Annotated in this window: 16 protein-coding genes, 8 pseudogenes and 1 riboswitch; of the genes and pseudogenes, 7 read left to right on the top strand and 17 right to left on the bottom strand. The window is 59.0% G+C overall.

Annotation, left to right across the window (positions count from 1 at the left end; translation table 11 throughout):
- The first annotated feature begins 9 nt into the window (after positions 1-9).
- The 3 genes from B0G77_RS28490 to rarD all read left to right on the top strand — a co-directional run bounded on the left by B0G77_RS28490 (position 10) and on the right by rarD (position 3467).
- Positions 10-954 carry a LysR family transcriptional regulator gene (locus tag B0G77_RS28490; RefSeq protein ID WP_133665271.1) on the top strand — a complete coding sequence of 315 codons (945 nt, stop codon included), beginning with the start codon at positions 10-12 and terminating at the stop codon, positions 952-954.
- 639 nt (positions 955-1593) lie between these two features.
- Complete coding sequence (locus B0G77_RS28485; protein WP_133665270.1) at positions 1594-2532, top strand: LysR family transcriptional regulator; 939 nt, start codon at positions 1594-1596, stop codon at positions 2530-2532.
- Positions 2533-2555: 23 nt separating this feature from the next.
- Entirely contained in the window at positions 2556-3467 is a 912-nt protein-coding gene (rarD, locus tag B0G77_RS28480; RefSeq protein WP_133665269.1) for an EamA family transporter RarD, read from the top strand.
- Positions 3468-3529: 62 nt separating this feature from the next.
- On the opposite strand, the pseudogene B0G77_RS28475 reads toward rarD, so the two are convergent.
- Positions 3530-3838 (bottom strand): annotated as a pseudogene (locus B0G77_RS28475) (IS30 family transposase); the annotation flags it as partial.
- On the opposite strand from B0G77_RS28475, the pseudogene B0G77_RS28470 reads away from it, so the two are divergent.
- A pseudogene (locus B0G77_RS28470) lies at positions 3817-4542 on the top strand (IS6 family transposase). The pseudogenes B0G77_RS28475 and B0G77_RS28470 overlap by 22 nt on opposite strands.
- A gap of 278 nt (positions 4543-4820) precedes the next feature.
- Here B0G77_RS28470 and B0G77_RS28465 read toward each other — a convergent pair.
- From B0G77_RS28465 to B0G77_RS28450, 3 genes and pseudogenes are all read right to left on the bottom strand, one after another.
- On the bottom strand, positions 4821-6101 hold the full coding sequence (locus B0G77_RS28465; protein WP_133665268.1) for a DUF445 domain-containing protein: 1281 nt from the start codon (positions 6099-6101) through the stop codon (positions 4821-4823).
- 134 nt (positions 6102-6235) lie between these two features.
- A pseudogene (locus B0G77_RS28460) lies at positions 6236-6673 on the bottom strand (IS6 family transposase); the annotation flags it as partial.
- An 830-nt stretch (positions 6674-7503) separates the two neighbouring features.
- A pseudogene (locus tag B0G77_RS28450) lies at positions 7504-7788 on the bottom strand (IS6 family transposase); the annotation flags it as partial.
- Between the two features lie 52 nt (positions 7789-7840).
- Here B0G77_RS28450 and B0G77_RS44655 point away from each other — a divergent pair.
- Positions 7841-8416, top strand: a pseudogene (locus tag B0G77_RS44655) (ISKra4 family transposase); the annotation flags it as partial.
- A 148-nt stretch (positions 8417-8564) separates the two neighbouring features.
- On the opposite strand, the gene atzF reads toward B0G77_RS44655, so the two are convergent.
- The 10 genes and pseudogenes from atzF to B0G77_RS28395 form a co-directional block, all read right to left on the bottom strand.
- Positions 8565-10373 (bottom strand): allophanate hydrolase, encoded by a 1809-nt coding sequence (gene atzF, locus B0G77_RS28435; RefSeq protein ID WP_133666910.1) that lies wholly within the window; start codon positions 10371-10373, stop codon positions 8565-8567.
- A gap of 32 nt (positions 10374-10405) precedes the next feature.
- A complete protein-coding gene (locus B0G77_RS44650; RefSeq protein WP_166656355.1) occupies positions 10406-10738 on the bottom strand; it encodes an acetyl-CoA carboxylase biotin carboxyl carrier protein subunit in 333 nt (110 codons plus the stop codon).
- Complete coding sequence (locus tag B0G77_RS28430) at positions 10710-11123, bottom strand: biotin carboxylase N-terminal domain-containing protein (RefSeq protein ID WP_166656239.1); 414 nt, start codon at positions 11121-11123, stop codon at positions 10710-10712. The genes B0G77_RS44650 and B0G77_RS28430 overlap by 29 nt, the downstream gene beginning before the upstream one ends.
- 181 nt (positions 11124-11304) lie before the next feature.
- On the bottom strand, positions 11305-11946 hold the full coding sequence (locus tag B0G77_RS28425; RefSeq protein WP_133665264.1) for an urea amidolyase associated protein UAAP2: 642 nt from the start codon (positions 11944-11946) through the stop codon (positions 11305-11307).
- A 23-nt stretch (positions 11947-11969) separates the two neighbouring features.
- Positions 11970-12674: an urea amidolyase associated protein UAAP1 gene (locus B0G77_RS28420; RefSeq protein WP_133665263.1), complete on the bottom strand. Its 705-nt coding sequence runs from the start codon at positions 12672-12674 to the stop codon at positions 11970-11972.
- Positions 12675-12690: 16 nt separating this feature from the next.
- Positions 12691-13153 (bottom strand): annotated as a pseudogene (locus B0G77_RS28415) (ATP-binding cassette domain-containing protein); the annotation flags it as partial.
- A gap of 44 nt (positions 13154-13197) precedes the next feature.
- A pseudogene (locus B0G77_RS45620) lies at positions 13198-13397 on the bottom strand (lipid kinase); the annotation flags it as partial.
- Complete coding sequence (locus B0G77_RS45615; RefSeq protein WP_347814210.1) at positions 13394-14248, bottom strand: peptidase dimerization domain-containing protein; 855 nt, start codon at positions 14246-14248, stop codon at positions 13394-13396. The gene B0G77_RS45615 and the pseudogene B0G77_RS45620, both read right to left, overlap by 4 nt.
- A 577-nt stretch (positions 14249-14825) precedes the next feature.
- On the bottom strand, positions 14826-16394 hold the full coding sequence (locus B0G77_RS28400) for an amino acid ABC transporter permease/ATP-binding protein (protein ID WP_133665261.1): 1569 nt from the start codon (positions 16392-16394) through the stop codon (positions 14826-14828).
- Positions 16395-16447: 53 nt separating this feature from the next.
- The gene (locus tag B0G77_RS28395; protein WP_133665260.1) at positions 16448-17260 is read right to left on the bottom strand and encodes an ABC transporter substrate-binding protein; all 813 of its coding nucleotides are present in this window, start codon (positions 17258-17260) and stop codon (positions 16448-16450) included.
- 330 nt (positions 17261-17590) lie between these two features.
- Positions 17591-17690, top strand: a riboswitch (guanidine-I (ykkC/yxkD leader).
- Between the two features lie 60 nt (positions 17691-17750).
- Here B0G77_RS28395 and B0G77_RS28390 point away from each other — a divergent pair.
- A pseudogene (locus tag B0G77_RS28390) lies at positions 17751-18625 on the top strand (putative urea ABC transporter substrate-binding protein); the annotation flags it as partial.
- Positions 18626-18631: 6 nt separating this feature from the next.
- On the opposite strand, the gene B0G77_RS28385 reads toward B0G77_RS28390, so the two are convergent.
- Positions 18632-19528, bottom strand: a complete 897-nt coding sequence (locus B0G77_RS28385) for a LysR family transcriptional regulator (RefSeq protein WP_133665259.1) — start codon at positions 19526-19528, stop codon at positions 18632-18634.
- A 950-nt stretch (positions 19529-20478) separates the two neighbouring features.
- On the opposite strand from B0G77_RS28385, the gene B0G77_RS28380 reads away from it, so the two are divergent.
- Positions 20479-21390 (top strand): LysR substrate-binding domain-containing protein, encoded by a 912-nt coding sequence (locus B0G77_RS28380; RefSeq protein ID WP_133665258.1) that lies wholly within the window; start codon positions 20479-20481, stop codon positions 21388-21390.
- A 13-nt stretch (positions 21391-21403) separates the two neighbouring features.
- On the opposite strand, the gene B0G77_RS28375 is transcribed toward B0G77_RS28380, so the two are convergent.
- Both B0G77_RS28375 and B0G77_RS28370 read right to left on the bottom strand, forming a co-directional pair.
- On the bottom strand, positions 21404-22435 hold the full coding sequence (locus B0G77_RS28375; RefSeq protein WP_133665257.1) for an iron-sulfur cluster-binding domain-containing protein: 1032 nt from the start codon (positions 22433-22435) through the stop codon (positions 21404-21406).
- Positions 22432-23637, bottom strand: a complete 1206-nt coding sequence (locus tag B0G77_RS28370) for an aromatic ring-hydroxylating dioxygenase subunit alpha (RefSeq protein ID WP_208116515.1) — start codon at positions 23635-23637, stop codon at positions 22432-22434. The genes B0G77_RS28375 and B0G77_RS28370 overlap by 4 nt, the downstream gene beginning before the upstream one ends.
- Positions 23638-23793: the final 156 nt, after the last annotated feature.

Raw genomic sequence — 23793 nt, 5'->3', positions numbered from 1 at the left:
GGCCTTGCAGTGGACTACGCTGCCTGGAAGCTGTTCATTGATGCCGCGGAGCTCGGCAGTTTGAGCAAGGCCGCCGTTGCCTATGGGACAAGTCAGCCGCATATCAGCCGCCAGATTGTTGAGCTTGAGCAATACTGCGGTGGCCGTTTGTTTCAGCGGACCGGAAGAGGCGTGGTATTGACCGAGTTGGGGGCGCGTATCGCCCCGCGCATAAGGGTGTGGCTCGCCAGTACGGAACAATTGTCAAACGACATCCGCAGCACTGCAGGAGAGCCGATCGGCGTGGTCAGAATCGGGATCTTGCCCTCAACCGCGCATCCGCTTGTCAGCACGCTTTACCACCGCCTTCGGGAGCGTTATCCCCTGGTGCAGCTACAGGTGCGCGAAGGTCAAGGTGCGTTGCTGGAAACGTGGCTGGAAAACGGCAGTGTCGACCTCGCCATCCTGTTTCGAAATAGCCCGACGCCAAAAAACGGTGACGAGTATCTGGTTGAGGCGGCGACCTACCTGGTCGGTGCAGATGGCGATCCTCTGTTAAAGCAGTCCACGATTGCTTTTTCAAAGCTCGACGGTATTCCACTGGTCTCTTTCTGCCGGCCCAACAGCTGGCGCGAGCGACTCGAACAACTTGCGGGTGAACACCAGGTCTCCCTCAATTTCGCGGCAGAAGCCGACTCTTTGAGTCTGCAGGGGCACATCGTGGCAGACGGCGGAATCTACGCGTTGCTCGGACCTTACGCGATTACCAATCTTGAAAAGGAATGCCGGTTGCAGGCGTCGATGGTGGTTAATCCGTCCGTGCCGCGCTTCATTGCACTTGCCATGTCTCCCCACGGCGAAATGACGCTTGCTTGCCGCACGGTCATGCAGTTCACCAGGGAGATAGCTCGTTCGCGGAACCTTTCATCCGACCTCCAGCTGGGCGTGTCCGCAGCCTTCCTGCGATCCATTTGAATGGTTGAAATGCAACGGCGAAACGCGTCGACGTTGAAAGGACCGCGCCATGATTAACGATGGCAACGGACGCAGGGGCCCGGCGCTGTCCGGTAGCCTTTCCACCAGTGAAAAGGCGCCATGCCCCGCCACCAGAAACCGCACCGTTGACAACTGCATGATCAGGTGCGTGATCTACGTGAATTCCGGACGACTCCTTCGTGGATGTACCGGCCATTCGAACGTCTCGTTATGGCCACTGGCGAATGTCAACTTGTGGCCGACTGTACGTGCTCGCCGACTTCAACGTAAGCCACCATTCAAAAGCATTCGCTGTGCGCTAGCGGCTGCTTTGTGACGTCATTGCTCAGCGGGGGCGACCGGCTAATCAGGGACGCCAGGCGCCAGTTATCCTGCGGCCGCTTTCGAAGTGTTAGCTGCCATCCCCTGCGATGTGACCCCGCAAGTCTCTCGGCTTCCCTGCCATCCGTTGCGGAATTGCTGCATCATGTGCAGCAATTAACCTGCACTTATCTAGCTTGATGCACGAGTCCGACTTTCCCATAATTTGACGCAACGAAAGGTCATCGGGAGACGGTCGGACGCGTCGATCACGAAATCAGCGCAATCGCGATCTTGTTCAACCTCTCGGACGGACCAATGGAATACGACAATATTTTCGATAACCGTCACTCGGACGAAATCGCTGCCTTCCTTGCGGTGGCAAAGCAAGGCAGCTTCGTTGCAGCCGGGAAGCTTTTGAACCGCCACCCGACCGTGCTTTCGAAGCGGATAGCCGCGATGGAGGCACGACTTGGCGTCCGATTGATGGAGCGATCGACGCGACATGTTCGATTGACCCAGGTTGGGCTAGATATGGCGTCGCGTCTGCAAATGGCAATGGCGATGATCAGTGATGCAGAGCGGCAGGCAGCAAGCGAATCTGCCGACGTCCGAGGAATTTTGAGACTGGCGCTCCCTGCTTCGATGGGGCGTCGATGGATTGCACCGATACTGCCAGAGTTTATGGAGACGTATCCGGCGGTAAAAGTGGTCGCTGAGTTTGATGAGCGATTTGTCGATCTGATACGCGAAGGGTTCGACGCAGCTATACGTATCGGTGAGCTTGCAGACAGCCGACTGGTAGCAAAAAAACTAAGCACGCATCGCCGGATTCTGGGCGCTGCACCGTCCTATGTCAAAAGGCGAGGCCACCCCGCAGGACCGGCCGATTTGATAAATCACAATTGCCTTCGCTTTAGCGGATTCACATCATTCCCGGAATGGAAGCTGGTTCGTGGAGAGGAGCGACACACCTGTCCTGTCGACGGAAGTTTAACGACTAACGATAGCGACACGTTGCTAGCAGCCGCTGTTTCGGGAGCAGGAATTGTCGGCGCGGGGGAGTGGCTTATGAATCAGGACATATCGCAAGGACGACTGGTCCGCGTACTGCCGGATTGGGAACTGGATTCAGCGGGAGACATATCTTTTGTCCGGCCTTCCGCCAAATATGAAGCAGCACCGGTGTCTGCCTTCAAAAGCTGGATCGAAAGCCGATTCAGGCACGGAGCACCGTGGGATTTTCCCCTGCGATGACGAGCCTTAAATAGGAGAACGATGTGTTGAAAGGTGTAGCTTTGTCCATCACAGCCACAAGCCTCTTTGCGGGTTTGTATTATTACTCTACGTTGCTGCACCCGCTTACGGGCGAGTTGATATTTGGCTGGCGGATGGTTCTCATGATGCCTTGCATCACCGTTTTCTTGATTGCAACTGGCGAATGGAGCAAGGTTAAGGCATTGTGTTTCCGGATCAGAAAGCGTCCTCAGCTATTCCTTTACCTTGTGCTGAGCAGCGCGCTTTTGGGAAGCCAGCAATGGCTGTTCATGTGGGCCCCCCTCAATGGCCAGGCGCTTAACGTCTCCATGGGCTACTTCCTGCTTCCATTGGTGATGCTGCTTGTTGGCCGCTACTTCTACAAAGAGAGACTGAGCGGTATGCAGAAGCTCGCGGCCGCATCCGCAGCCATCGGCGTCGCTAACGAACTCTATCAAGTTGGCGGCGTATCCTGGACATCGCTCTTTGTCTGTCTCGGGTTCCCCGCGTATTTCGCTCTGCGGCGCAGGCTGAATACGGCTCACCTTGGCGGCCTCTGGTTTGACGTCACGCTAACCTTGCCCGCTGCGTTCTGCTTTGTCTCCCGCACTCCACACGATGCTTTTTCTACCGCCCCGCACCTGAGCGTTTTGCTTTGTTTGCTCGCTATCATCAGTGCTGCCGCTTTTATGGCCTATACGGCTGCGAACCGGCTGCTTCCATTCGGGCTGTTCGGATTGCTGGGGTATGTTGAGCCAGTTCTGATGGTGATGGTCTCCCTGATGCTTGGAGAGCGAATCCATGCGGAACAGTGGCTAACGTATATTCCGATCTGGATCGCGGTCTTGCTTCTCGCTGCCGAAGGTGGAACGAACCTGGCTGGATTCAAACTGAAACGCCGTGTCCTTGCAGGATCTCCGTGCGACTGTAACTAAAGTGAAGCGCTCAACGAGCGGTCCAAATCTGGCCCGCGAACGGCCGCTTCCGAATGGCGGATTCAACCGGCCGATGCAATAGTTCGATGGAATCGTTCGGCCGGTGTTTCGTAATCCAGGGTCTTTCGTGGTCGCTCGTTCAGCCTTCGTGCCACGGCGTTGATTTTGGCCTGTGAGTAGACCGACAGGTCGATGCCTTTCGGAAAGTACTGTCTTAACAGGCCGTTGGTATTTTCATTCGAGCCGAGTTGCCAGGGGTGCTTGGGATCGCAGAAATACACGGCAATGTCGGTGGCGATGGTGAACCGTTTGTGGTCCGCCATCTCTGTTCCCCGAACCCACGTAAGCGATTTATAGAGTTCCTGAGGCAGATCGCTTTCCGGCAGTGGTCATCAGTTGCGCAGTTCGCTGGTACTTCCGGTTTCAGTCGAGCCTGCGTGACATCGAAGAACTGCTGTTTGAGCGGGGTGTTGTCTTCAGCTACGAAACGATCCGCCGCTGGTGAGACAAGTTTGGCGCGGGCTTCGCACTTTGCGCCAAGGCTGCCCGCTGCAAGCCGGGATCCACCTGGCATTTATGCGAAGTATTTGTGAAACTGCGCGGCGAGCCCTACCTGCTGTGGCGTGCTGTCGATCAGCACGGAGCCGAACTCGATATCCTGTTGCAGAAGCGCCGCGACAAGGCGGCAGCCAGGCGCTTCTTCAAGCGTGCGCTGGCCTCTTGTGGCGAAGTGCCGGGCAAGATCGTCACTGAACAACTGCGCAGCTATCCGGCAGCGAAGGCTGATTTCCCCGAACTGGCGAACGTCCGGCACGTCTTCGTCAAGGCAGGTGCTCGTGTGAACAACCGGGCTGAAAACTGCCACCAACCGACACGTGAACGCGAGCGCCGTATGCGTGGCTTCAGGGTCGCAGAGCGAACGCAGGCTTTCCTGTCGAGCTTCGGCCCGATCCGGCGGCACTTCGCGCTCAAGCGGCACTTACTGCGCGCCTCGCTCTATCGCAAACAACTGGGCGAACGGTTTGCCGCGTGGCATCGCTTCACCGAACTGGCCCAAAATCCGTCAGCCTTCTGAACAAACGCGCTTCCGCTGCATTTTCGCGCCGTCAAAAATCAACGTGACGAAGCCCCGGCATTCGCCAGCAACGACCCTGCGCACCGTATCGCAGCGTAGAGCCCCAACTTTGGCGCGGTCTCCGGAATGCAGGCGCTTGCCGGTGGCCTTTTCGTGAGCGACTCCCCATATGTCGGCGTAAAATGCGCCAGCGATCACCGCTAGTCGCATCAGAGCCTTCCGGCTTCTCGTAGGAGGGATGGCAGGCGGTACAGAAGCCACGATTGACCGCTGCTGCGTCATGCTACATATGCTCGCAAAACATCGATCACGTACGAACTCCCGTAAAGCACGAACCCGATCAAACCGCCCACCATGGTCCCGTTGATGCGGATGTACTGCAAATCCTTGCCGATATTCAGCTCGATCTGCCGGGACATTTCGCGGGAATCCCAGTTTTTTACCGTGTCGCTGATGTGCCGCGTGAGGAACTGCGCAAAGTCAGGCGCCATCGCTCGCGCCGCGTCCTCCATGTGCTCGTTTAGCGACTGGCGCAGTTGCGCATTCCGGGCCAGTTCGTCGCCAACCCATTTGCCCATCGCCACGGCTCTCGCGTGCATCGTAGAATCGCAGCGTGCCAGATCCTGCTTGAGCCAGGCGCGCAATTGCCCCCACAGATCCTTGACGTACAGATTGAGCGCTTCGCCGTCCCTCAGATAACGCTTGAGCTCCGCGCCTTTCTCCAGAAAAGCCCGGTCGGTCTTGAGCCTGATGATCAACCGCTCCACGACATCGTCAAAGTTCCTGCGAAGCTGATGATTGGGGTCCTCGCTTATCTGGATGAGTACCGTGTCGACGGCATTGGCAATCATCTCCGCACCGCTTTCTCCAACCCAGTTGGTGGGCAGAAACTTTTCCATCGCCGGGTATTCGCTTTTGAGCCAATCGACGATACGCGCGGCGATGAAGCTACGGGTTGTCGGCTCGCGCAGCAGCGCAACGAACTTCGCGATCCCTTCGTCCAGCAATTCCTGGTGTCGACCGTCCTTCGTCAACGTGTCCAGAATGGCACCCATCGACTTCGACAAATCGACCTTGTCGATGACGGCGTGGAGCGCGTCCTTGATGAATGTCTGGACGCGTACGTCGTCCGTCAAATCCAGAATGCCGCCGGTTAGTTTCACCACGTAGCCGCCCAGCAGGTCGGTATTGGCCGGCGCGCTCAACCATTCGGTGATCCTCTGCGCCGGATCGTGCTTCCTGATCAGTCCGACAATAGACGAGACATCGAGAAACTTCTCCCGAATGAAGATTGCCAGGTTGTCGGCGATCTTGTCCTTGTTCCTGGGGATGATTTCCGTATGCGGGGAGACGAAGGGAATGGGAACCCGCCTGAACAGCGCTACGACTGCAAACCAGTCGGCGAGTGCGCCAACCATCGCCGCTTCTGATACTGCCTTGATGCCGTCCACCCAGAAACCGCGGGGAAGAAGTGCGGTTGTCAGGAAAACGCAGGCCGCAATCAACAGCAGCAGTAGTGCCCTGGTCTTGATTTTCCTCAGATCTAGTTCTTTGTCCATTTCTGTCGATTTGTCGTGTGACCTCTAACTCACGTGGCAAGCTTCGGTGAACCGATGGCTTTTGCGACCGCTCCCGACAGGTTGTGTCGCGATAAGGGCGGCAGGAGAAGCAAGTCCGATATGGTCAGGACTGCTTACGTGACGAGCGGATAGAATTGTTCGGCAGCAGTCCGCTCTGCGCCAGCATCTTTCATCTGGCCCTTCCTGATCATATGCATCAGTTCGATGCCCGACAGGATGATGCGGGCGCAACGAAAATCCTTGAAACCCATCATGGGTTTGATGATACGTTTGATCACGCGATGGTCCTGTTCGACAACGTTGTTCAGATATTTGACCTGGCGCACCTTGATGGGCGTTTTCCGTTCGGCGTTGATGGCTTGCAGGGCGGCCAGATTGGCACCACTTTTGTCTACGGTGATGGTTCCCGGTTCGCCGTTCTGATCGATGGATTTCTCGAAGTAGCGACGCGCGGCAGCCTTGTCCCGATGGGCTCTCAGCAGGAAATCGACGGTCTTTCCGGCCTTATCCACCGCACGATACAAGTACTTCCACTGGCCGCGCACCTTGAGTGGAGTAAGAGACAGGGCGTAGTCGAACTATTTCCCTGCCTCTCCTCCCCGAACCGGACGTGCGCCTCTCAGCGCATCCGGCTCTCCGCTGAAGTATCGGTCTAATCGAAGGCGACACCATGCCACCGTGCCACCAGTTTGCTTTGTATTTCACTGATTATCGAAGGTCTTCACCTCACTGCAGTCAGTTAATCAATCAGGCAAACTACTTCAACTGCCTCCCTTCGCCATGTAGCCGGCTTTCCCGGCCTCGGACTACTACGGAGGCTCCGCCAGCTTGCACATCATCGGGGGCACACTCCCTTGACATCTATGCAAGCCTTCCCCAGTTCACATGCTGGACTCAAGCGCACGGGCGAGGCTGCCTGTCGCAGTCTTTATCCTTGCTTGCCGCAAGTCGTCGCGAATACCACCGCCTAGCTGCGCGCTCTCCATGGCTCCCTGCTGACGGGCCTACATATCCAGTCAGCATTCGCGTTGCCGACCCGTACACATGATCGGCAACAATCCGCGACCTGCCTGTTAAGCGGTGTAGGCAGGGGTGACGATTCAACCCTCAGATGCGTTCAAACAGGTTCGTGTTCCTCAACCGTCCCATGCTCAGCCTGGAGGCTCATCTTGGCGTAACCGCTTCGCCGCAAGCCCCGTTTCCCACGGACTTCGTCACCTTGCCAGTGTCAGCAAGTCACCGCCGCTTCGGCTCACTTTCTCTCGCAGCAGAGAAAGGGCATACCCCGGGACCGCAACGACAACTTCTCCGGGTTTTGCATTCAAAACATGCTCAAGCAACTTCACCCCCGTGCAGGCAGGCTACGTTGGCTGGGCGTACTGTACGTTTCGTCCATCCTCCAGCTCTTGCCGACCGGGCGTTTGTGCTGGCGAAACGCTTTTTCGAACAAGGGCACGAGTTTGATCACCCAGCGGTGTACCGTCGAATGGTCCACCTCGAAACCGCGTTCCGCCATCATCTCTTCCAGATTGCGCAGGCTCAGCGAGTACGCCACGTACCACCGCACGCACAGCAAAATTACCTCCAGTGGGTAGTGCAGTCGCTTCAGCACCTTGGCGATCCCAGGCGGCAATGTCTCACGCGGTGTCTTTGTCGTCCTAGTCATCTTGAGCGTCTGCAATTTCCGTTCGCTGAATTTTACCCCAGCGCATTAGCGCGACAGAACCCTCTCGGTGATCACCGACGGGGCCAACGGGATCCAAAGCATCTATCGGCAACTTCCATTCACCGCGACGCCGATACTTGACCGGTTTCACATCTCGATGCGGGCGCGGCATCTCGAGCAGATCGTAAGGGGTCTACTGGCACGATCCGAGACCGAGCAGTACACGAAGAAAGCGTTGCGCACCTATGTCAACCGATTACGCTGGTGCTTTTGGCACGCCAACGCAGTAAAGCGGAGCAACGAATGCGACAGATCTTGCTGCTCTGTCGCATCGTGGTGGCACAGACGGCTCGATTCACGCGAAGCCTGGAGCAACTCGACTATCGCGTAGGCGAGTTGTTCGCGTACCTCGAGAGCAATAGCGGCTCAACAATCGCCTACGGGAAGCACTATCGCGAGCACAGGCCGATTTCGACGGCGATGGCAGAGTCGGCGGTGAATCAGGTGATCAACGCTCGCATGTGCAAGCACCAGCACATGCGCTGGACGCCACGCGGCGCTCATTTACTTGCTCAGGTGCGATGTGCGGTGATCAACGGTGATTTGGCAGCCAAACTTGCGGCCCATAGGGCGCGCATGGACGAAGTACCGGGGGACGTCGCCCGCTTTCTCGAGTTCATGCAGCAGGCGGAAGGAGCGGAACCCCACGCTTTTTAACAGTCCCGTGAGGGGGTTCCATGTTTAGTTCGATTGACATATACCGTGGCGTGGATGAATCAGACACCTATGGGCTGGGCCAGCCACGCACGCCATCCGCCGAATTTCGAAATATCCTCGCCCAATGCCACTCCATACGGCTCGCAGAGGAACCCTGTTTGCCACGAACCGTCCGCCAGTTCGACTTTACCCAACGCGAGCGGTGACGGCACCGTTGCGATAAGCGAGCCGAATTCTGCAGAAGGCATTTCCCAGACCTCCACGGCGACGCCGACGCCGTTTTCCTCGGCGCGCCACATGCCGGGGCGACGCTTTCCGTCTGCGGAGGCGGGCAGTGCGCACAATCGATACATCGACGCGGTGCGGGTCGCACGCACGAGTTCCGCGCCTCGGGAAACGAGATCGTGATTCAACGGCAAGCCTTGCATATGCGCGCCGCAGACCACGACGGACATGCGATCGTGGCTGGCGACGCCCGGCGGGCCTGCATCGACGGCATTGGCTCCCACGCATTTGATGCCGCTCGTGCGCTGAAACAGGTCCGCGACGCCGAGCAGATACTGATCGGTGAACGCGCGGCCGAACACCGTGACGCCCCACGGCAGCCCGTTGTTCATGAAGCGCGTCGGCACGGCGACCGCTGCATAGTCGAGCAGGTTGATGAAGTTCGTGTAGTAGCCGAGCAGTGAGTTCGGACCGATCGGATCGCGTTCGAGTTCTGCGAGCGTGACCGGGCGCGGATACGTCGGCGTGAGCACGAAGTCGAGCGTGTCGAGCGCGGCATCGCACACGGCCTTCAAATCCTGTAGCCGGTACTGCGCGCGGAAGAGTTCGACGGCAGTGGCGCCCGGCGCTTTCGCAAGTACATCACGAATGACGGGTAGCACGGCGTCCGGTTGCGTCGTCATCAGTTCGCCGGTCACGCTGTAGTGTTCCGCGACCCAGGGGCCTTGATAGAGCAGTTGGGCCGCTTCGACGAACGGCCCGAAATCGATCTCGACCGCTTCGCCTCCCGCCGCTTCGAGCATCGCGCGCGCCTGCGCGAACAACGCGGGGCTTTCCGGGCATCCTGCGAATTCGAGTTGCGCAGGCACGCCGAAGCGGAACGCGCTGGGCGTGCCAAACGCGCATGCGTCGTTCCATTGCGGATTCATGCGGCTGTACGCGTCGCGCGGATCGACATGGGCGGTCAGCGCAAGCAGTTCGCTGGCTTCCGCTGCTGTCGCCGTGAAGAATGTGACGCAGTCGAGCGTGCGGCACGCAGGCACGACGCCCGCCGTCGACAGCAAGCCTTTGCTCGGCTTCAGTCCGACGAGATTGTTCAGCGAGGCGGGCACGCGTCCCGAACCGGCCGTATCGGTGCCGAGCGCGAACGTGGCGACGCCGAGCGCGACGGCCAGCGACGAACCCGCGCTCGATCCGCCCGACGGATAGTCGGGATGCACGCTGTTGCGGCACTTGCCGTAGGGCGAACGTGTGCCGTTGAGGCCGGTCGCAAACTGGTCGAGGTTGGTCTTGCCGAGCGGGATCGCGCCGAGCGCGATCAGCTGCGCGACGAGCGTCGCCGATTCGGTTGGCGTGTACGCAAAGGCGGGGCAAGCGGCCGTCGTTTCGATGCCCGCGAGATCGATATTGTCCTTGATCGCGAACGGAATTCCGTAGAGCGGCAGGCTCGCGGCGTCGTGCTCTTCAAGCCGCGTCAGGAAAGGCGCGAGTTCCTCTTCCGTCAGAAGACGGATGAAGAGGTTGAACTCGGGATTAAGCGCAGCCGCTTTCGCGCGCAGTTCGGTGATGAGCTTGCGCGGCGTGAGCGCGCCTTCGCGATACGCGCGGCGAAGCGTCGCGAGACGCAGATCGAATGACGACATGATGGTCCGTTGAGTAATGTTATCGATGTTCTTCATTGACGCCGGATGACCGCGACGCGCTGCCCCGCGCGTACCAGCGACCCAGGCGCGACGTGGACCGCAGTCACAGTTCCGGCATAGGGCGCGCACACGGAGATTTCCATCTTCATCGACTCGATCACGAGTAGCACACCACCTGCCGCAACCGTATCGCCCGTGGCGACTTTCACCTGCCAGAGGCTGCCGGCGATTTCGCTGTCGACCGCAAGTTCGCCGTCGTTCAGCGGCGCTTTTGCGTGTCGTCGGCGAGGGGTGCATTGAGCGCGACCTCCGATGTGCCCGCTTCGCGCCAGTCGTTCACCGAGCAGGCCGGTGCCTTCGAGCATCGGCACGCCCTGTTGTGCGGCGATGTCGCGTGCCGTGCTTCAGGCCGAAGGCGCGCAATTGCGTAGGCGTCGGTCCGATGAACGCGATGCCCGCCGCTTCGCATGCTTCACCGAACGCCGCGTTCTCCGACAGGAAGCCGTAGCCCGGATGGATCGCCTGCACGCCTTCATGACGCGCAATTTCGAGAGTCTTCGCGGTGTCGAGATAGGTCGCCGACGCGGGACCGTCGCCCAGCGCGTGCGCGACCGTCGCCTCGCTGACGTGACGGCTTGCGCGATCCGCTTCTGCATAGATCGCGACGCCGGTCACATCGAGCGTGCGCAAGGTTCGAAGAATGCGGCACGCGATCGCGCCGCGATTGGCAATCACGATCTTCTCGAACATGGAAGGAAGGGTGATTCGAAGGCGGGCCGTCCCGCCGTGAGCATGGCGAGCCGCGGTCGTCCGCGGCTGCGATCGCGTCAGCGACAAGCCTTGAGCAACTGATCGCGCGTATACGTGCAGAGACGGCGCGAGCGAACCAGCATGACGCGATGGATCCAGTGGCGAACGTGCTTCAGTTCTTTCAGTTCCATACGATCAGCTCCGCAGGCGTCGGGTTGTAGGCGTTGCACGGATTGTTCAGTTGCGGGCAGTTCGAAATCAGCACGATCACTTCCATCTCCGCGCGCAGTTCGACATACTTGCCCGGCGCGGAAATGCCGTCTTCGAACGTGAGGCCGCCTTCGGCCGTCACCGGCACGTTCATGAAGAAGTTGACGTTGGCGCCGATGTCTCGCTTGTTGAGGCGGCCATCGTGCGCGCATGCGCGCAAGAAGTTGTCGCGGCAGCTATGCATGTAGCGCTTTTCGAGTGCGTAGCGCACCGTGTTGCTCTCCTGCGCGCACGCGCCGCCGAGGGTGTCGTGACGGCCGCACGTATCGGCGACGATGGTCAGCATCGGATTGCCGAGGTTCGAATACAGCACCGAACCCGTCGTCAGATAGAGGCTCTTCTGGCGGCGCATGGTGCGTTGCGGATCGAAGCGCTCCCGTGGATTGCCGAGGCTGTAGAAGAGCGTATCGACGGCCTGGTTACCTTCCAGATCGACGATGCGAAGTGTCTGTCCGGCCTTGACCTCGTGCAGCCACGGTTCGCCTGCCGCGAGCGTTTCGCGGTAGGCGCAGTGGTCGGGATGCTTGTCGCTGACGGTGAGCGTGCTGGTCATGTCGTGGGTGCCTCCGGTTGCGCTCAAAGGAAGAATCGTTCGGTGTTGATGAAGCCGCGCACGTTTTCTTCGCAGGCGGTACGGCAGATTTCGGCCACTTCGGGATGCGACTGGCTCAGTTCGAGCTTCACCGGCTTGGTCGCGTATTGTGTGTTCGGGTCGAGTGGATGCTGGATCGCGGTCAGAAAGACGAGCGTGTTCATCGGCGCATACAGTTCGACGGAGTCGCCCGCTTTCGAATTGCCGGGTACGAAGGCGAGCGCGCCTTCATCGGTCACGTCTATGCGGCTGAACAGGTTGAGGGTCATCATCAGGTCGGAGACATCGAGTCCCCACTTGCTCATCTCGACGAGCAGGTTGTCCCTGCCGTTGCGATGGAACGCGTTGCGCAATTCCTGATAGGGGCCCGCGCCATATCGCTCGAAGACTTCCTGCGCATTCGTTACTCCTCCGATGCTGTCGTGCCAGCCGCACGTATCCGCGACGATCGCGGCAAGCACGCGGCCCATGTCGGAATAGAGGCAATGCCCGGCAGTCAACTTCGCGGTGTGCTGACACTTGAGCGAATCGGGCAAGTTGAGTCGCTCGCTCTTTTCCGCGGCGTTGACCATCATCACGCTGACGTTCGCGTCGCCTCGCAAATCGGTCAGACGCAGCGACTGTCCTCGCTTGACGATCAGCGACGCATGGCCGCCGCCGGGGATGGTTTCTTCGAGTAGTACTGTCATAAGCCTGAGCTTTCGTTTAGTCGGAGACCAGTTCGATATGAGACGCGCCTTGCACGGCGGCCCGGGCGATATAGGCCGCCGACGCCAAGGCGCGCGCGGTCGAGCGGAATGTCATAAGTGATATGTGCGCCGTATGCGCCCGGTGCCTGCGGGTCGATGCGGACTTTGTCGAAGACGAGCACGCGGCTGCCGAGGGTGAAGCCTTCTTTCAGGTCGTGCGTGACCATGAAGAGCGTCACCATGGATTCGCGCCACAGCTCGGAAAGCAACACGTGCATGTCGCGGCGGATGCCGGGGTCGAGCGCGCCAAACGGTTCGTCGAGCAGGAGCACGCGCGGCTTCATCATCGGCGCCTGCGCGATCGCGAGCCGTTGCTGCATGCCGCCCGAGAGCTGCTGCGGATACTTGTTCAGCGATGCGCCGAGGCCCACGCGTTCGAGCATCGCTACGACTTCGTCGCGTGCCGCACGCCATCGGCTGTCGATTGATGAGTCGCATGGTGTCCGCCCCGTATCTGAAACGCTCAGAGCTTGCCCGCCGCCGCCATTTCGACGTAGGTCGGATCGAAACGCAGCTTCACGTTGCCCTTTGTTGCCGACCACGACGCCCTTGCCGAACGCCATGCCGTCCGTATCGGCACTTCGCATCCTGTCCGAGCAGACCGAGATCAAAAGAAAACTTCGAGACGCGCGTCATGATCTTCGGCATGTCCGGGATGGTCACGCCAGTCCTTCCGAGCACTCGCCTTCCGTCCAGGTGCCGTTCCAGAACGACTGCGGATTCTGCGTCAACGTCGTCCACGCGCCCAACCGCGGCGCGCCAATACACTTGCCCTCGATCCTCGACATGAGTTCCGACTTCGCATCATTGATGAGGCGCGGCTCGCTCAGCAATCTGACCGCTGCGAGCGCGATCGCCTTCGACGCCATATGCGGACCCGCGCGGCTCGCCGCATGACCCGACAATGCTGTCCAACCCCAGTGATGGATCGGAACCTGCTTCGGATAGGCCCAGTTCACGCGGCCGAGCGGAATGCGCCAGCTCACTTCGCCGTCGTCCTGGCTGTAGTAGTCCTGTCCCTTGTTATAGAGCCGGACCGTCTCATCCAGTTCGAACGGCTGCGCGGGCGCGCATTGCTCCGCCAGTTGGTGCATCCAGTCCTTGTCGGCATCTGACCACTTTGGCGGTCCCACGTCGTTCAGGCTGTCGTAGAGCACATTCGCAAGCATGTCGTTCGCAAGATAGCCCCGGCATGTCGAAATCGGCAGATGCCGCCAGTCCAGGCCACACTGCTGCGCCACCTTCTTGCATGTATCGATGACCGCGTCATACACGTCCATCGCGCGTTCCACGTGCAGATGCCGAATCGAGAAGTACAGCCTCACGTCATCGGGCACGACACCGGCTATTTTCATGTCGCCGCGAATGATGTGCTTGACCGGCACATCGGGATATCGTTCCTTGAAGTCGCGCAGCGCGAACAGCGCTTCCTCCGCACCTGCGAGCGCATTCACCTTGCCCGTGTAACCGCCGTGGCTGCTTCGTCCAACAAACACGAACTCGCCCGTCGCCATCGCCTGACAGGGACGCGAGATCGCGCCGTTCTGGTAATCGCCGTGCGACGTCAGCAACGCATCGCAGTCCTCGAATGCGCCTTTGACGAACAAGGCAACCTTGCCCCACAGCAGTTCTTCGGCAGGGCATCCGACCACCTTGATCTCGCCGCCGATGCCCAGCGCTTGCGCACTGCGGACTGCCGCAATGGCCGCGCCGATGTTCGCCGGTCCGATGTGATTGTGTCCGCACGCGTGGCCCGCTTCCGATGGCGGTTCGCTGCGCGTGTGGCATGCGCAGTTGCCGAGTCCCGGTAGCGCGTCATATTCCGCGAGGATGCCGACGCACGGTCCTGCACCGATTCGCTTCCTGGCGACGAACGCCGTGGGAATGCCGACCGCGCGACGTTCCACGTCGAAGCCTTCCGCTTCGAGCCAGCCGGTCAGAGCCTGCGCTGCGCCGAACTCCATACACGGCAGTTCCGGCGTGTTCCAGAGCATATCGAAGCCGTCTTCGATGCGCGACCTGATCGCGTCCCAGTGCGACTCGACGTCGCTGAGTTGAATGCGTTTCATCGTCTTATGGGGGTTATCGCGCCTAGGCGCTGAGAGTGGTGTTTAACGAACTTCGGTCGCCGACGGTATCGTGATTCAAGGCTCCCGGCGCGCCGATGCCGATGAACCGTCGCACGCGCTCCGCATCGGGATCCGAGCGGATAGCATCGGGCGATGCATGCAGGCGCAGCTCGCCGTTCTCCATGAACGCGATGCGATCCGAAATCGACATAGCGAAGTTCATCTCGTGTGTGACGATGATCATCGTCATGTGCTCGCGCGCTAGTTCGGAGATGACCTGAAGCACGTCGTCGACGAGTTCCGGGTCGAGCGCCGAGGTCGGTTCGTCGAAGAGCATGATGTCAGGTTCCATGGCAAGCGCCCGCGCAATCGCGACCCGCTGCTGCTGACCGCCCGATAACTGATGCGGATACTTCTGCGCATGGGCCAGCAGGCCGACCTTGTCGAGTAGACCGAGGCCGATGTTGCGCAGTTCGGCCTTCGAGCCGCGCCGATGGTACTGCGGCGCCATCAGCACGTTATCGAGGATGGTTCTATGCGGAAACAGGTTGAAGCCCTGAAACACCATTCCGATGCGACGTCGCGCCTGCCACACGCGCTCCGGGTCGGCGCTGGCTGATGCGTCGATGCACGGCTGGCCGAATAGATGGATCGCGCCATGGTCGATGCTTTCGAGTCCGTTGATCGTGCGGATGAGCGAAGTCTTGCCGGAGCCGGACGGCCCGATGATCGACAGCACTTCTCCCGCCGCCACATCAAGGTCGATGCCTTTCAGCACTTCGTGGCCGCCGTAGGCTTTGCGCACATCCTTCAGGTTCAGCGCACGTTGGCCGCTGACACGCATTGCGCCCGCTTCTTTTCGCACGAGACCGTCGCGCATGGACATCAGTTCGTCTCCGGCCATCGTCTCGGGACGGCGGCGTGTGAGGTCGAGCCAGTGTTCGAGTTGCTTGAGCAACCAGCCGAAAACGGTCACGATCATCACGTAATAGACGCCGATTGCGAGCAGCGTTTCGAGCACGAGGAAGTTCTGTGAATACATGCGCTGACCGACCATCAGCAATTCGGCAAGCGAAATCACGGATGCAAGTGAGGTAAGCTTGATGCACGTGATGAACTCATTGACGAGCGTGGGCAAAGAGATCCAGAACGCCTGCGGAATCACCACGAGCCGCTGCAGGCCCAAGCGGCGCAGCCCGAGCGCCGTCGCGGCTTCCAGTTGCCCCTTGCCGACCGAAAGCAGTCCGCCGCGATGAATCTCCGCCATATAGGCAGCCTCGGTCACGACGAGCGACACAAACGCCGAGAAGAACGGATGCGATAGCGCCGGCCCCATCGACGGGAAAAGCTGCGGCAGGTTGAACACGAACACCATCACGACGAGCAAGGGCACGCTGCGGAAGAACCAAACGTAAGCGGTCGCGGGCCTGCTGAGCCACGGCTTCTTCGACAGCTTCGCAAGCGCAATCGGATAGCCCGCGACCATGCCGACGACCCAGGAGAGCACGCCCAACTCGATGACGATCAGGCACGCTTCCCAGAACATCTGGTCAGCGAACAACGAAAGGAAATACGAAAGATCAAACTGCATGGTCGACTCGACTCGCTACGATTGCGCCGCGTGATGCGAAAACTACTGAAGCTTCAGGGAAGCTGGGACGGAGGAAGCAGGCTGTACTTGGCCAGGATCTGATCGAACTCGCCGCTCTTCTTGAGCTTCGCAAGCGCAGTGTTGAGACTCGCATTGAGCGCCGCATTGCTTTTTTTCGTATAGATGCCGAGCAATACCGGATTGATGAGATTTGGCGACGACACCACCACGCGTCCCGACGATTTCGCCGCGAGCGCATGCGCGGCAGGCGCCACTTCTAATTGCGCCTGCACGTTGTTCGACATCAAAGCCTGAAATGCCTCGGGTGCGGACGGGAACGAACTCACGGCGATCGCGCCCTTGCCATTTGACTTGCAATAGCCATCCGACACGCCTGCGAGCGTCGATGCCCATACATTGCCCTGCTCGACACCGACCCTCATGCCGCAAAGGTCCTGAAGCGTCGCGGGCTTCGTCGCCGCGCCCGAAGGCACCAGGATTGCGCCGCCAGTCGTCGCGTAGGCGATCGCATTCGCCTGCGCCGTGCGCTCCGGCTTGATGAACATCGCGGAGATGACGGCATCGAAGTGACCCGCGTTGAGGCCGAGGATCAGGTTTGGAAAGCGCGTGTCGGCGAACTCAACTCTAAGGCCCATTTCCTTGGCCAATGCACGGGCGATGTCCGCATCCGCGCCGACCACGTCGTTGCCCGAATATGACTCAAACGGAGGATAGGTGATCTCCATGCCGATTCTTAGAACGTTCGGTGCGACCGTGACGCCTGAGTTCGCCGCCGGTCCATCGGCATTTGCGGCGGTCGTGCACAGCAATGCAAGGGCTAAGCCCGCAACGCGCAGGAGTTTCATTGGCTTTCCTTCGAGAGGGTCTGTGAAATGGAAGATTCAATGAAGGCATGGTGTCGCGCCATTGCACGCAAAAGAATACTGGTCAAAAAAAGCTTTAGTTCAGAAAATCATGAAGTAAACGGCCCTCAACGTGATTAGACAAAACCAGCAGCGGCATGCTCGAATGCGCGATTGCGGTGCACATCCAGCGCCTTCGAGTGCATGTGTTTCTCCACCACAAGGCAAAGCCGCGCTGCATTCGACGGTAAGGCATGGATTCGCGCGCTGGCACGTTTCCCGCTTGAAGAGGCGTGCAAGGAGCCGGCGCATCGCCCGGTTCATCACAATTTGGAAATGGACGGCTAGTGTTCCGATCTGCTGACGGCAGGTGCTGGTCCGAGAGCTGTCGACCTCAGGCGAGGTTACACGGCGGGATAAAAGCCTGGGGGGAGAACGCGATGTTTGCGCTGCTCCCTTGCTATCGCCAACCGTCTCCTCCGGGGTCAACCTCATGTGCAAGTTCGCCCGCTGTCTTGGCATCGCCGTCGTTTCCCTCGCTGCATTCGCATCGAGCGCCGCTTTCGCCGCGCCTCGCAACGACTTCAAGGTTTGCTGGACCATCTATGCGGGCTGGATGCCTTGGGGGCAGGCGAAAACGCAAGGCATCGTCTCCAAGTGGGCGAAGAAGTAGGGCATCAACGTGGACGTCGTGCAACTGAACGACGACGTCGAGTCCATCAATCAATACACGGCCGGCAAGTTCGATGGCTGCGCGATGACCAACATGGACGCGCTCACCATTCCGGCATCGGGCGGCGTGGACTCGACTGCACTCGTCGTGAGCGATTACTCGAACGGCAACGACGGCGTGCTCACGAAGGGCAAAGGCAAACAGATCGCCGATCTGAAGGGCCAACAGGTCAACCTCGTCCAGTTCTCCGTCTCGTACTGTCTGCTCGCACGCGCCCTCGAAAGCGCGCACATGAGCGAGCGCGACGTCAAGGTCGTCAATACATCCGACGCCGATATGTCCGGCGCATTTGCGACGCCGACCGTGCACAACGCGGTCACGTGGAATCCAATGCTCGCCGGTCTCAGGGCGCAGCCGAACGTCACTGAGTCTTCGACTCCAGCAAGATTCCCGGCGAGATCATGGACATGATAGTCGTCAACACGAACACGCTGAAGGACAATCACGCGCTCGGCAAGGCACTGACCGGCGCCTGGTTTGAAATGGGCGCGCTCACGCAGGGCAACTCCGCTGAAACGACCGCCGCGCTGACCTCGATGGTCAAGGCCTCGGGCACCGACCTTGCCAACTTCAAGGGCCAGCTCTCGACGACCGGCCTCTTTTACACGCCCAGGCCTGCCGTCGAATCGATAAGCGCGCGTTCAAGCCTCTGAGCCGATCCGCTGTCGAAGCAGTTCGAGAAACTCCTTCGTCAGCGGTTCGTTCGAGCGGCTCTGACGTTCGATGAATGCGAACGACAGATCGAAGCGCATCGTGCCGGGCGCGAGCGCGCGCAAACGGCCGTCGTCCACCCATCGCTGCGCGAAATGCACGGGCAGGAAGCCGATATACGCGCCCGACAGAATCAGGATCAACTGGCCTTCGACGCTGTTCGCCGTCGCTTGCGTGTCGCGCATGCCGTGCCGCATGTGGATCGCCCGATTCCACGAAGCGCGGCCCACAAAGCGATGATTCTCCAGATCGCTCTCGCTCACGCGGCGGACATGAAAGAGCGGATGCTTGTCCGCGCAGTACAGGTTGTGACGCTCGCGATAGATCGGGTTGTACTTCAGGCCGTTCATCTTGAGCTGCACGGTGCTGATAGCTGCATCGAGCCGGTTGTTGAGCACGTGCACCTGAAGCTCGTTCGATCCACCCAGCAGCAGATGAAGATGAACGGCGGGGCGCGCAGCTGAGAAGGCCGCGATGGTCGCATCGAGCGGAAGGTTCGTGTCGGTCACGATGCCGTCGAGCATGCCAATCTTGAGATTACCGCGCAGGTCGCCTTTCAGGTCGGCGGCGAAGCGCTCGAAGCCATCGACTTCGCCGAGCAGCCGTTGCGCTTCGACGTGAAACTCGGCGCCCTTGGGCGTGAGACTGAAGCCGCCGCGTCCACGATGACAGAGCACCACGCCGAGCTGGGCTTCAAGTTGACTCATGTACGTGCTGATCGCTGAGGTCGACATGTTCAGCTCGTGCTGCGCGCGGGCGAACCCTTGCTGCTGTACGACGCTCATGAACACGCGGAGCAGGCGCAAGTCGGGAATAACCGTTGTCATTGCAGTTTTAACGCAGGAATGGGATGAACGTCAGACCCGATGCATATTGAGGCCCGAAGACCTAATCGTCGTTAAGTCTAGCTTAAGCAGTTTGCGAGACGAAGCTCAAGTGGCGGCCAGGGACCCGCGCGCGTGGATTCTGGCGGGCTATGTTGGGTATTAGCGCTTGGCTTTTGTGCTCCCGAGTCTGGCATCGCATAGACTCGTGAAATACAGCAGAACCGGTAACATCGCCGATCGGGCGATATTCCGCAACACGACACCATACAACGCTGTAGCCTTGAACAGTAAGAGGCCGCACCATTAACTCTCGACGCTTCTCGCATACCGCGACCAGACGCTGACATACTGCAGCAACGGTAAAGACGTGAGCTCGCTCGTTTCGTGCAGTCAGTTACGAACTGAAGCGATATCAGTAGCCATTTGATTGCTGCCCGTGGCGCAGGCGTCGCAGGTCACCAAGTTTCCTTGGCAACGCGGATGAGGATCTGCCTGGCTCGAGGACAATCTATTAAGCAACGTTCCGAATAGGGGGCTCGCGGCTCGAAGTCGGGGTAATCGTCCTTTTCGTGCAAAATCTGGCGGTCGCCGCTCGCAGAGCCTTGTCCAGCAAGGTTTTCCGGCTGAGTGTCTGTCACATCAAGCTCGATCTGGCAAATCGTTGAATAATCACGGGTTTTCGGACCAAAGCGCCAGATTTTGCACGAAAAGGACGATTACCCAAAAGGCTCCTGCATGCGATTACTGATGCAAGAAGTGACCAGTCATTCACTTTTTGATTCTCTGTTGAACTGCCGGACGGTAGATATCCGGCGGTTCAGCCGTTCCTAGGGTATGTCCTGACCGGGCGCTGTCTTAATTCCCTAGTCCACCGATTTTGAATGCAGTACAGTGCCCCGCTGAGGCCGTTGGGCCTGGAGTTTTGACGCAAGCATCCGGAGACTGCCAAGTTGCCCACCCCACGTAAGCGGCTGCCGCCGCTGAACACGATTTCTGCTTTCGAGGCATCGGCGAGACTGATGAGCTTCACCAAGGCGGCTGAAGAGCTTCACCTTTCACAGGGGGCCGTAAGCAGGCAGATTCAGGTGCTCGAAGAGCGCATGGGTGTGCCGCTGTTCACTCGACGGCACAAGGAGATCCAGTTGCCGCGCGCTGGGCTTATCTTTCAGCAGGCTATTGCGCAGAGCTTGAATACGATTCGCCGAGCCGTGACGATGATCGAAGCGCTCGACACCAGTACCGTCACCATTGCGGCAAGCAATGCGATGGCCAACTTCTGGTTGATGCCCGCAATCTTCGAATTCCGAAGCCAATACCCGAACATTGATATTCGGGTGCTGGCGAGTAATACGCCGGTTGACCCGTGGCACGAACCCATCGACCTTGCCATCAGGTATGGCGATGGGCATTGGCCAAATCTGACGAAGGTGAAGCTTTTCGAAGAGGAGATTTTTCCGGTTTGCTCTCCGTCTTATCAGAGCAACCACAAAATAGAAAAGGTGCAGGACTTGATGGAGTGCGAACTCATCGAGTACGACTCCGACAGTGCGGAATCCAATTCCTGGGACGCGTGGCTTGAAAGCGCGGGCTTTCAGCCTGGTGCCGTGAGAAAGATCCTGACGCTTTCCAATTATGATCTCGTTTATCGCGCGGCCTGCAGCGGGAAAGGAGTCGCGCTCGCTTGGGCCTATGGTGTTCCGCAGGAAGACAGGGAGGCACTCCTCGTCCGGCCGCTCGCTGTATCGATCAAAACCGGGCTGTGCGAATACATTGTCTACGCGGACAATGAAGAGCTCAGTTCGCCCGCCAAGGTCTTTCTCGATTGGCTGATTGATTTCGCAAATCAGAGTGTCTGGGCATAGCCGCCTTTATCGCCTAGTACTCGATGGTGACGTCCGATAGCGGTACAGAGCAGCAAGGAAGGACGTAGCCTTCGTCGATCTCTTCGTCCGTGATTCCGCCGTTGTGGTTCATCTCGACTTGCCCATCCAGTTTGCGAAGCTTGCAAGTTCCGCACAAGCCGGAGCGACACGCATTGGGAATTTTGGGGCCATTCGGCAGCGCGTGGAGCGCATCCAGAATCGTTGTACCGGGCGTGCAGTCGAATTCGACGAGCGACCGCGATAGTCGGATTCGCGATATACCAACGGAATCCGGCACGTGCACGGGGGCTTGCTCAGGCAGTTGGAACCTCTCCTGATGGAAGCGGGACGCACTGCCGCCGTTCTCAAGAAACAGGCTGCGCATGATCGACATGAACGCGTCTGGTCCGCAACACAGCACTTGTCTGGAGGTCCAGTCCGGAACTGCCTGGTCAAGGACTTCGTTGGAAAGAAGTCCGGAGGAAAATTCCCTGTTCGCTTCCTCCGAAGTGTAGAAGTGCGCGCTGATGCCACAGGACGAGCGAGCTATCCGCTGCATTTCCTCGTGGAAGAGGATATCGGCAGACGTCCTGGCGAACTGCAGAAACTGGATGTCGGCGTTTTTTCCTTCGGCATAGATGGCTCGCGCCATCGAAATGAGCGGCGTTATGCCTACGCCTCCGGCTACAAAAAGCAGCGGCTCCCTATGGTTGCCGGGCAAGATGAAGTCGCCGGCGGGTCGGGAAACATGCAAGCTTTTACCGACTGTCAATCTGTCATGAAGCCATGTCGAGATGGCGCCGGTCGGCGAGCGTTTGACCGTGATGTCGAACGTGGTGTTGCCTTGACTGTCCGGTGCCGAAGAAATGGTGTAACACCGGAAAAGTGTTTCGTTCCCGGTGTCCACGCTTAGCGTCACATACTGCCCAGCCTTGAATCTGAAAGACTCCTGAGGTTGAGCAAGCGAAAACCGGAACGTCTTTACGTTCCAGTTCTCTCGTGTGACGCCGAGGCAAATGGCCTCAGTGAAAGCGGTCGCCGTCATTCTGAAATGCACTCCAACGGAATTGTCTTCGGCGCACCCTTCAACTCGGTCTTCAGTGTGTTCAGATACCAGTCGATGAACTCCGTCACGCCACGCTCGACGAGCGGGGAGTAGGGACCAGGCTGATAGCCCTTCGAGTTGATGCCTTGCTGATTCGCTTCGACGAGTCGCTGGTCCTGAGCGTTCGTGGCGTTCCAGACCGAGGTCAGGTTGTCGATGTCATAGTCTTCGCCTTCCACGGCATCCCCATTGACCAGCCACCATGTCGTCACCTGCGTTTCCGTCGCGCTGAGCGGAAGCAGCCTGAACGCAATGGCATGATCGGAAAGAACGTGGTTCCACGTATTGGGGAAGCGAAGCAAACGCAACGAGCCGACGTCCTCGTCCTCGTTGGTACCCAGCAGCTTCTTGCAGGCGAGTTCACCGGACATCGTAAAGGAAAGTCCGCGTTCCATTGCAACGCGTACCATCCGATACCCCTCGTCTGTTTCGATTGGCTTGAAAGGCAGTCCGGACGCAGTCCAGCGCGCCTCGTCTTTCTCGCATTTTGCTGCGTATTCGCCGCCGAATCTTGGATCGGTCGGCCCATCGAACTCGGAGATCGTGCGCAGAAGCTCGGGGTGGCTTGCTGTGCAGTGATAGCACTCGCGATTGTTCTCGAGAACGAGCTTCCAGTTGCCCTTTTCGATAATAGTCGACTCGAACGCGATTTTTGCGTCGCCTAGGCCATGAGGCTTGATGTATGGCGAGACCTGCTTGCGAAATTCATCGAACGGTGCCGGTGTCGCTGCAAGCGAGATAAAGATGTAGCCTTCGACCGATTCGCAATGCACAGGCTTGAGCGAGTATTGCGACGCATCGAATTCTTCACCCATCTCCTTGGTGAACAGCAGTTTGCCGTCCAGGCCATAGGTCCATTGATGATACGGGCATACGAGCGTACCCGACGATCCCTTGTCGCCCGCGCAGATTCTGGAGCCGCGATGGCGGCAAGTGTTGTAGAACGCCCGGATCGCTTTACTGCGATCCCGGATTACGACGATAGAACTCGATCCCACCTCGAGCGTGAACCAGTTGCCTGGTTTTGGAATCTGGGCTGCAACGCCGGCGAGTATCCATTGACGTTCCCAGATCAGTTCGAGGTCGCACTCGAACACGCCTTCGTCGGTGTAGAACGGCTGCGGCAACGACCGCCCGTTCACGCGGGATTCAATAAGAGAGATAAGTTGACTGTTCGGCAGCATGATGGTGTTCGGTTAGATTGAAATGCATCACAAGTCATGTTCGCCTGCCGATTTGACCCGCCGGATGAAACGCTTGCAAGCCATGAAAACTGATGGTTTGCATGAATTTTTGAT

Origin of the sequence: Paraburkholderia sp. BL10I2N1, from assembly GCF_004361815.1 — a bacterium.
Classification (GTDB): Bacteria; Pseudomonadota; Gammaproteobacteria; order Burkholderiales; family Burkholderiaceae; genus Paraburkholderia.
Note: the sequence above shows the minus strand (reverse complement) of the source record. Positions and strands in the feature narration are given on the sequence as shown.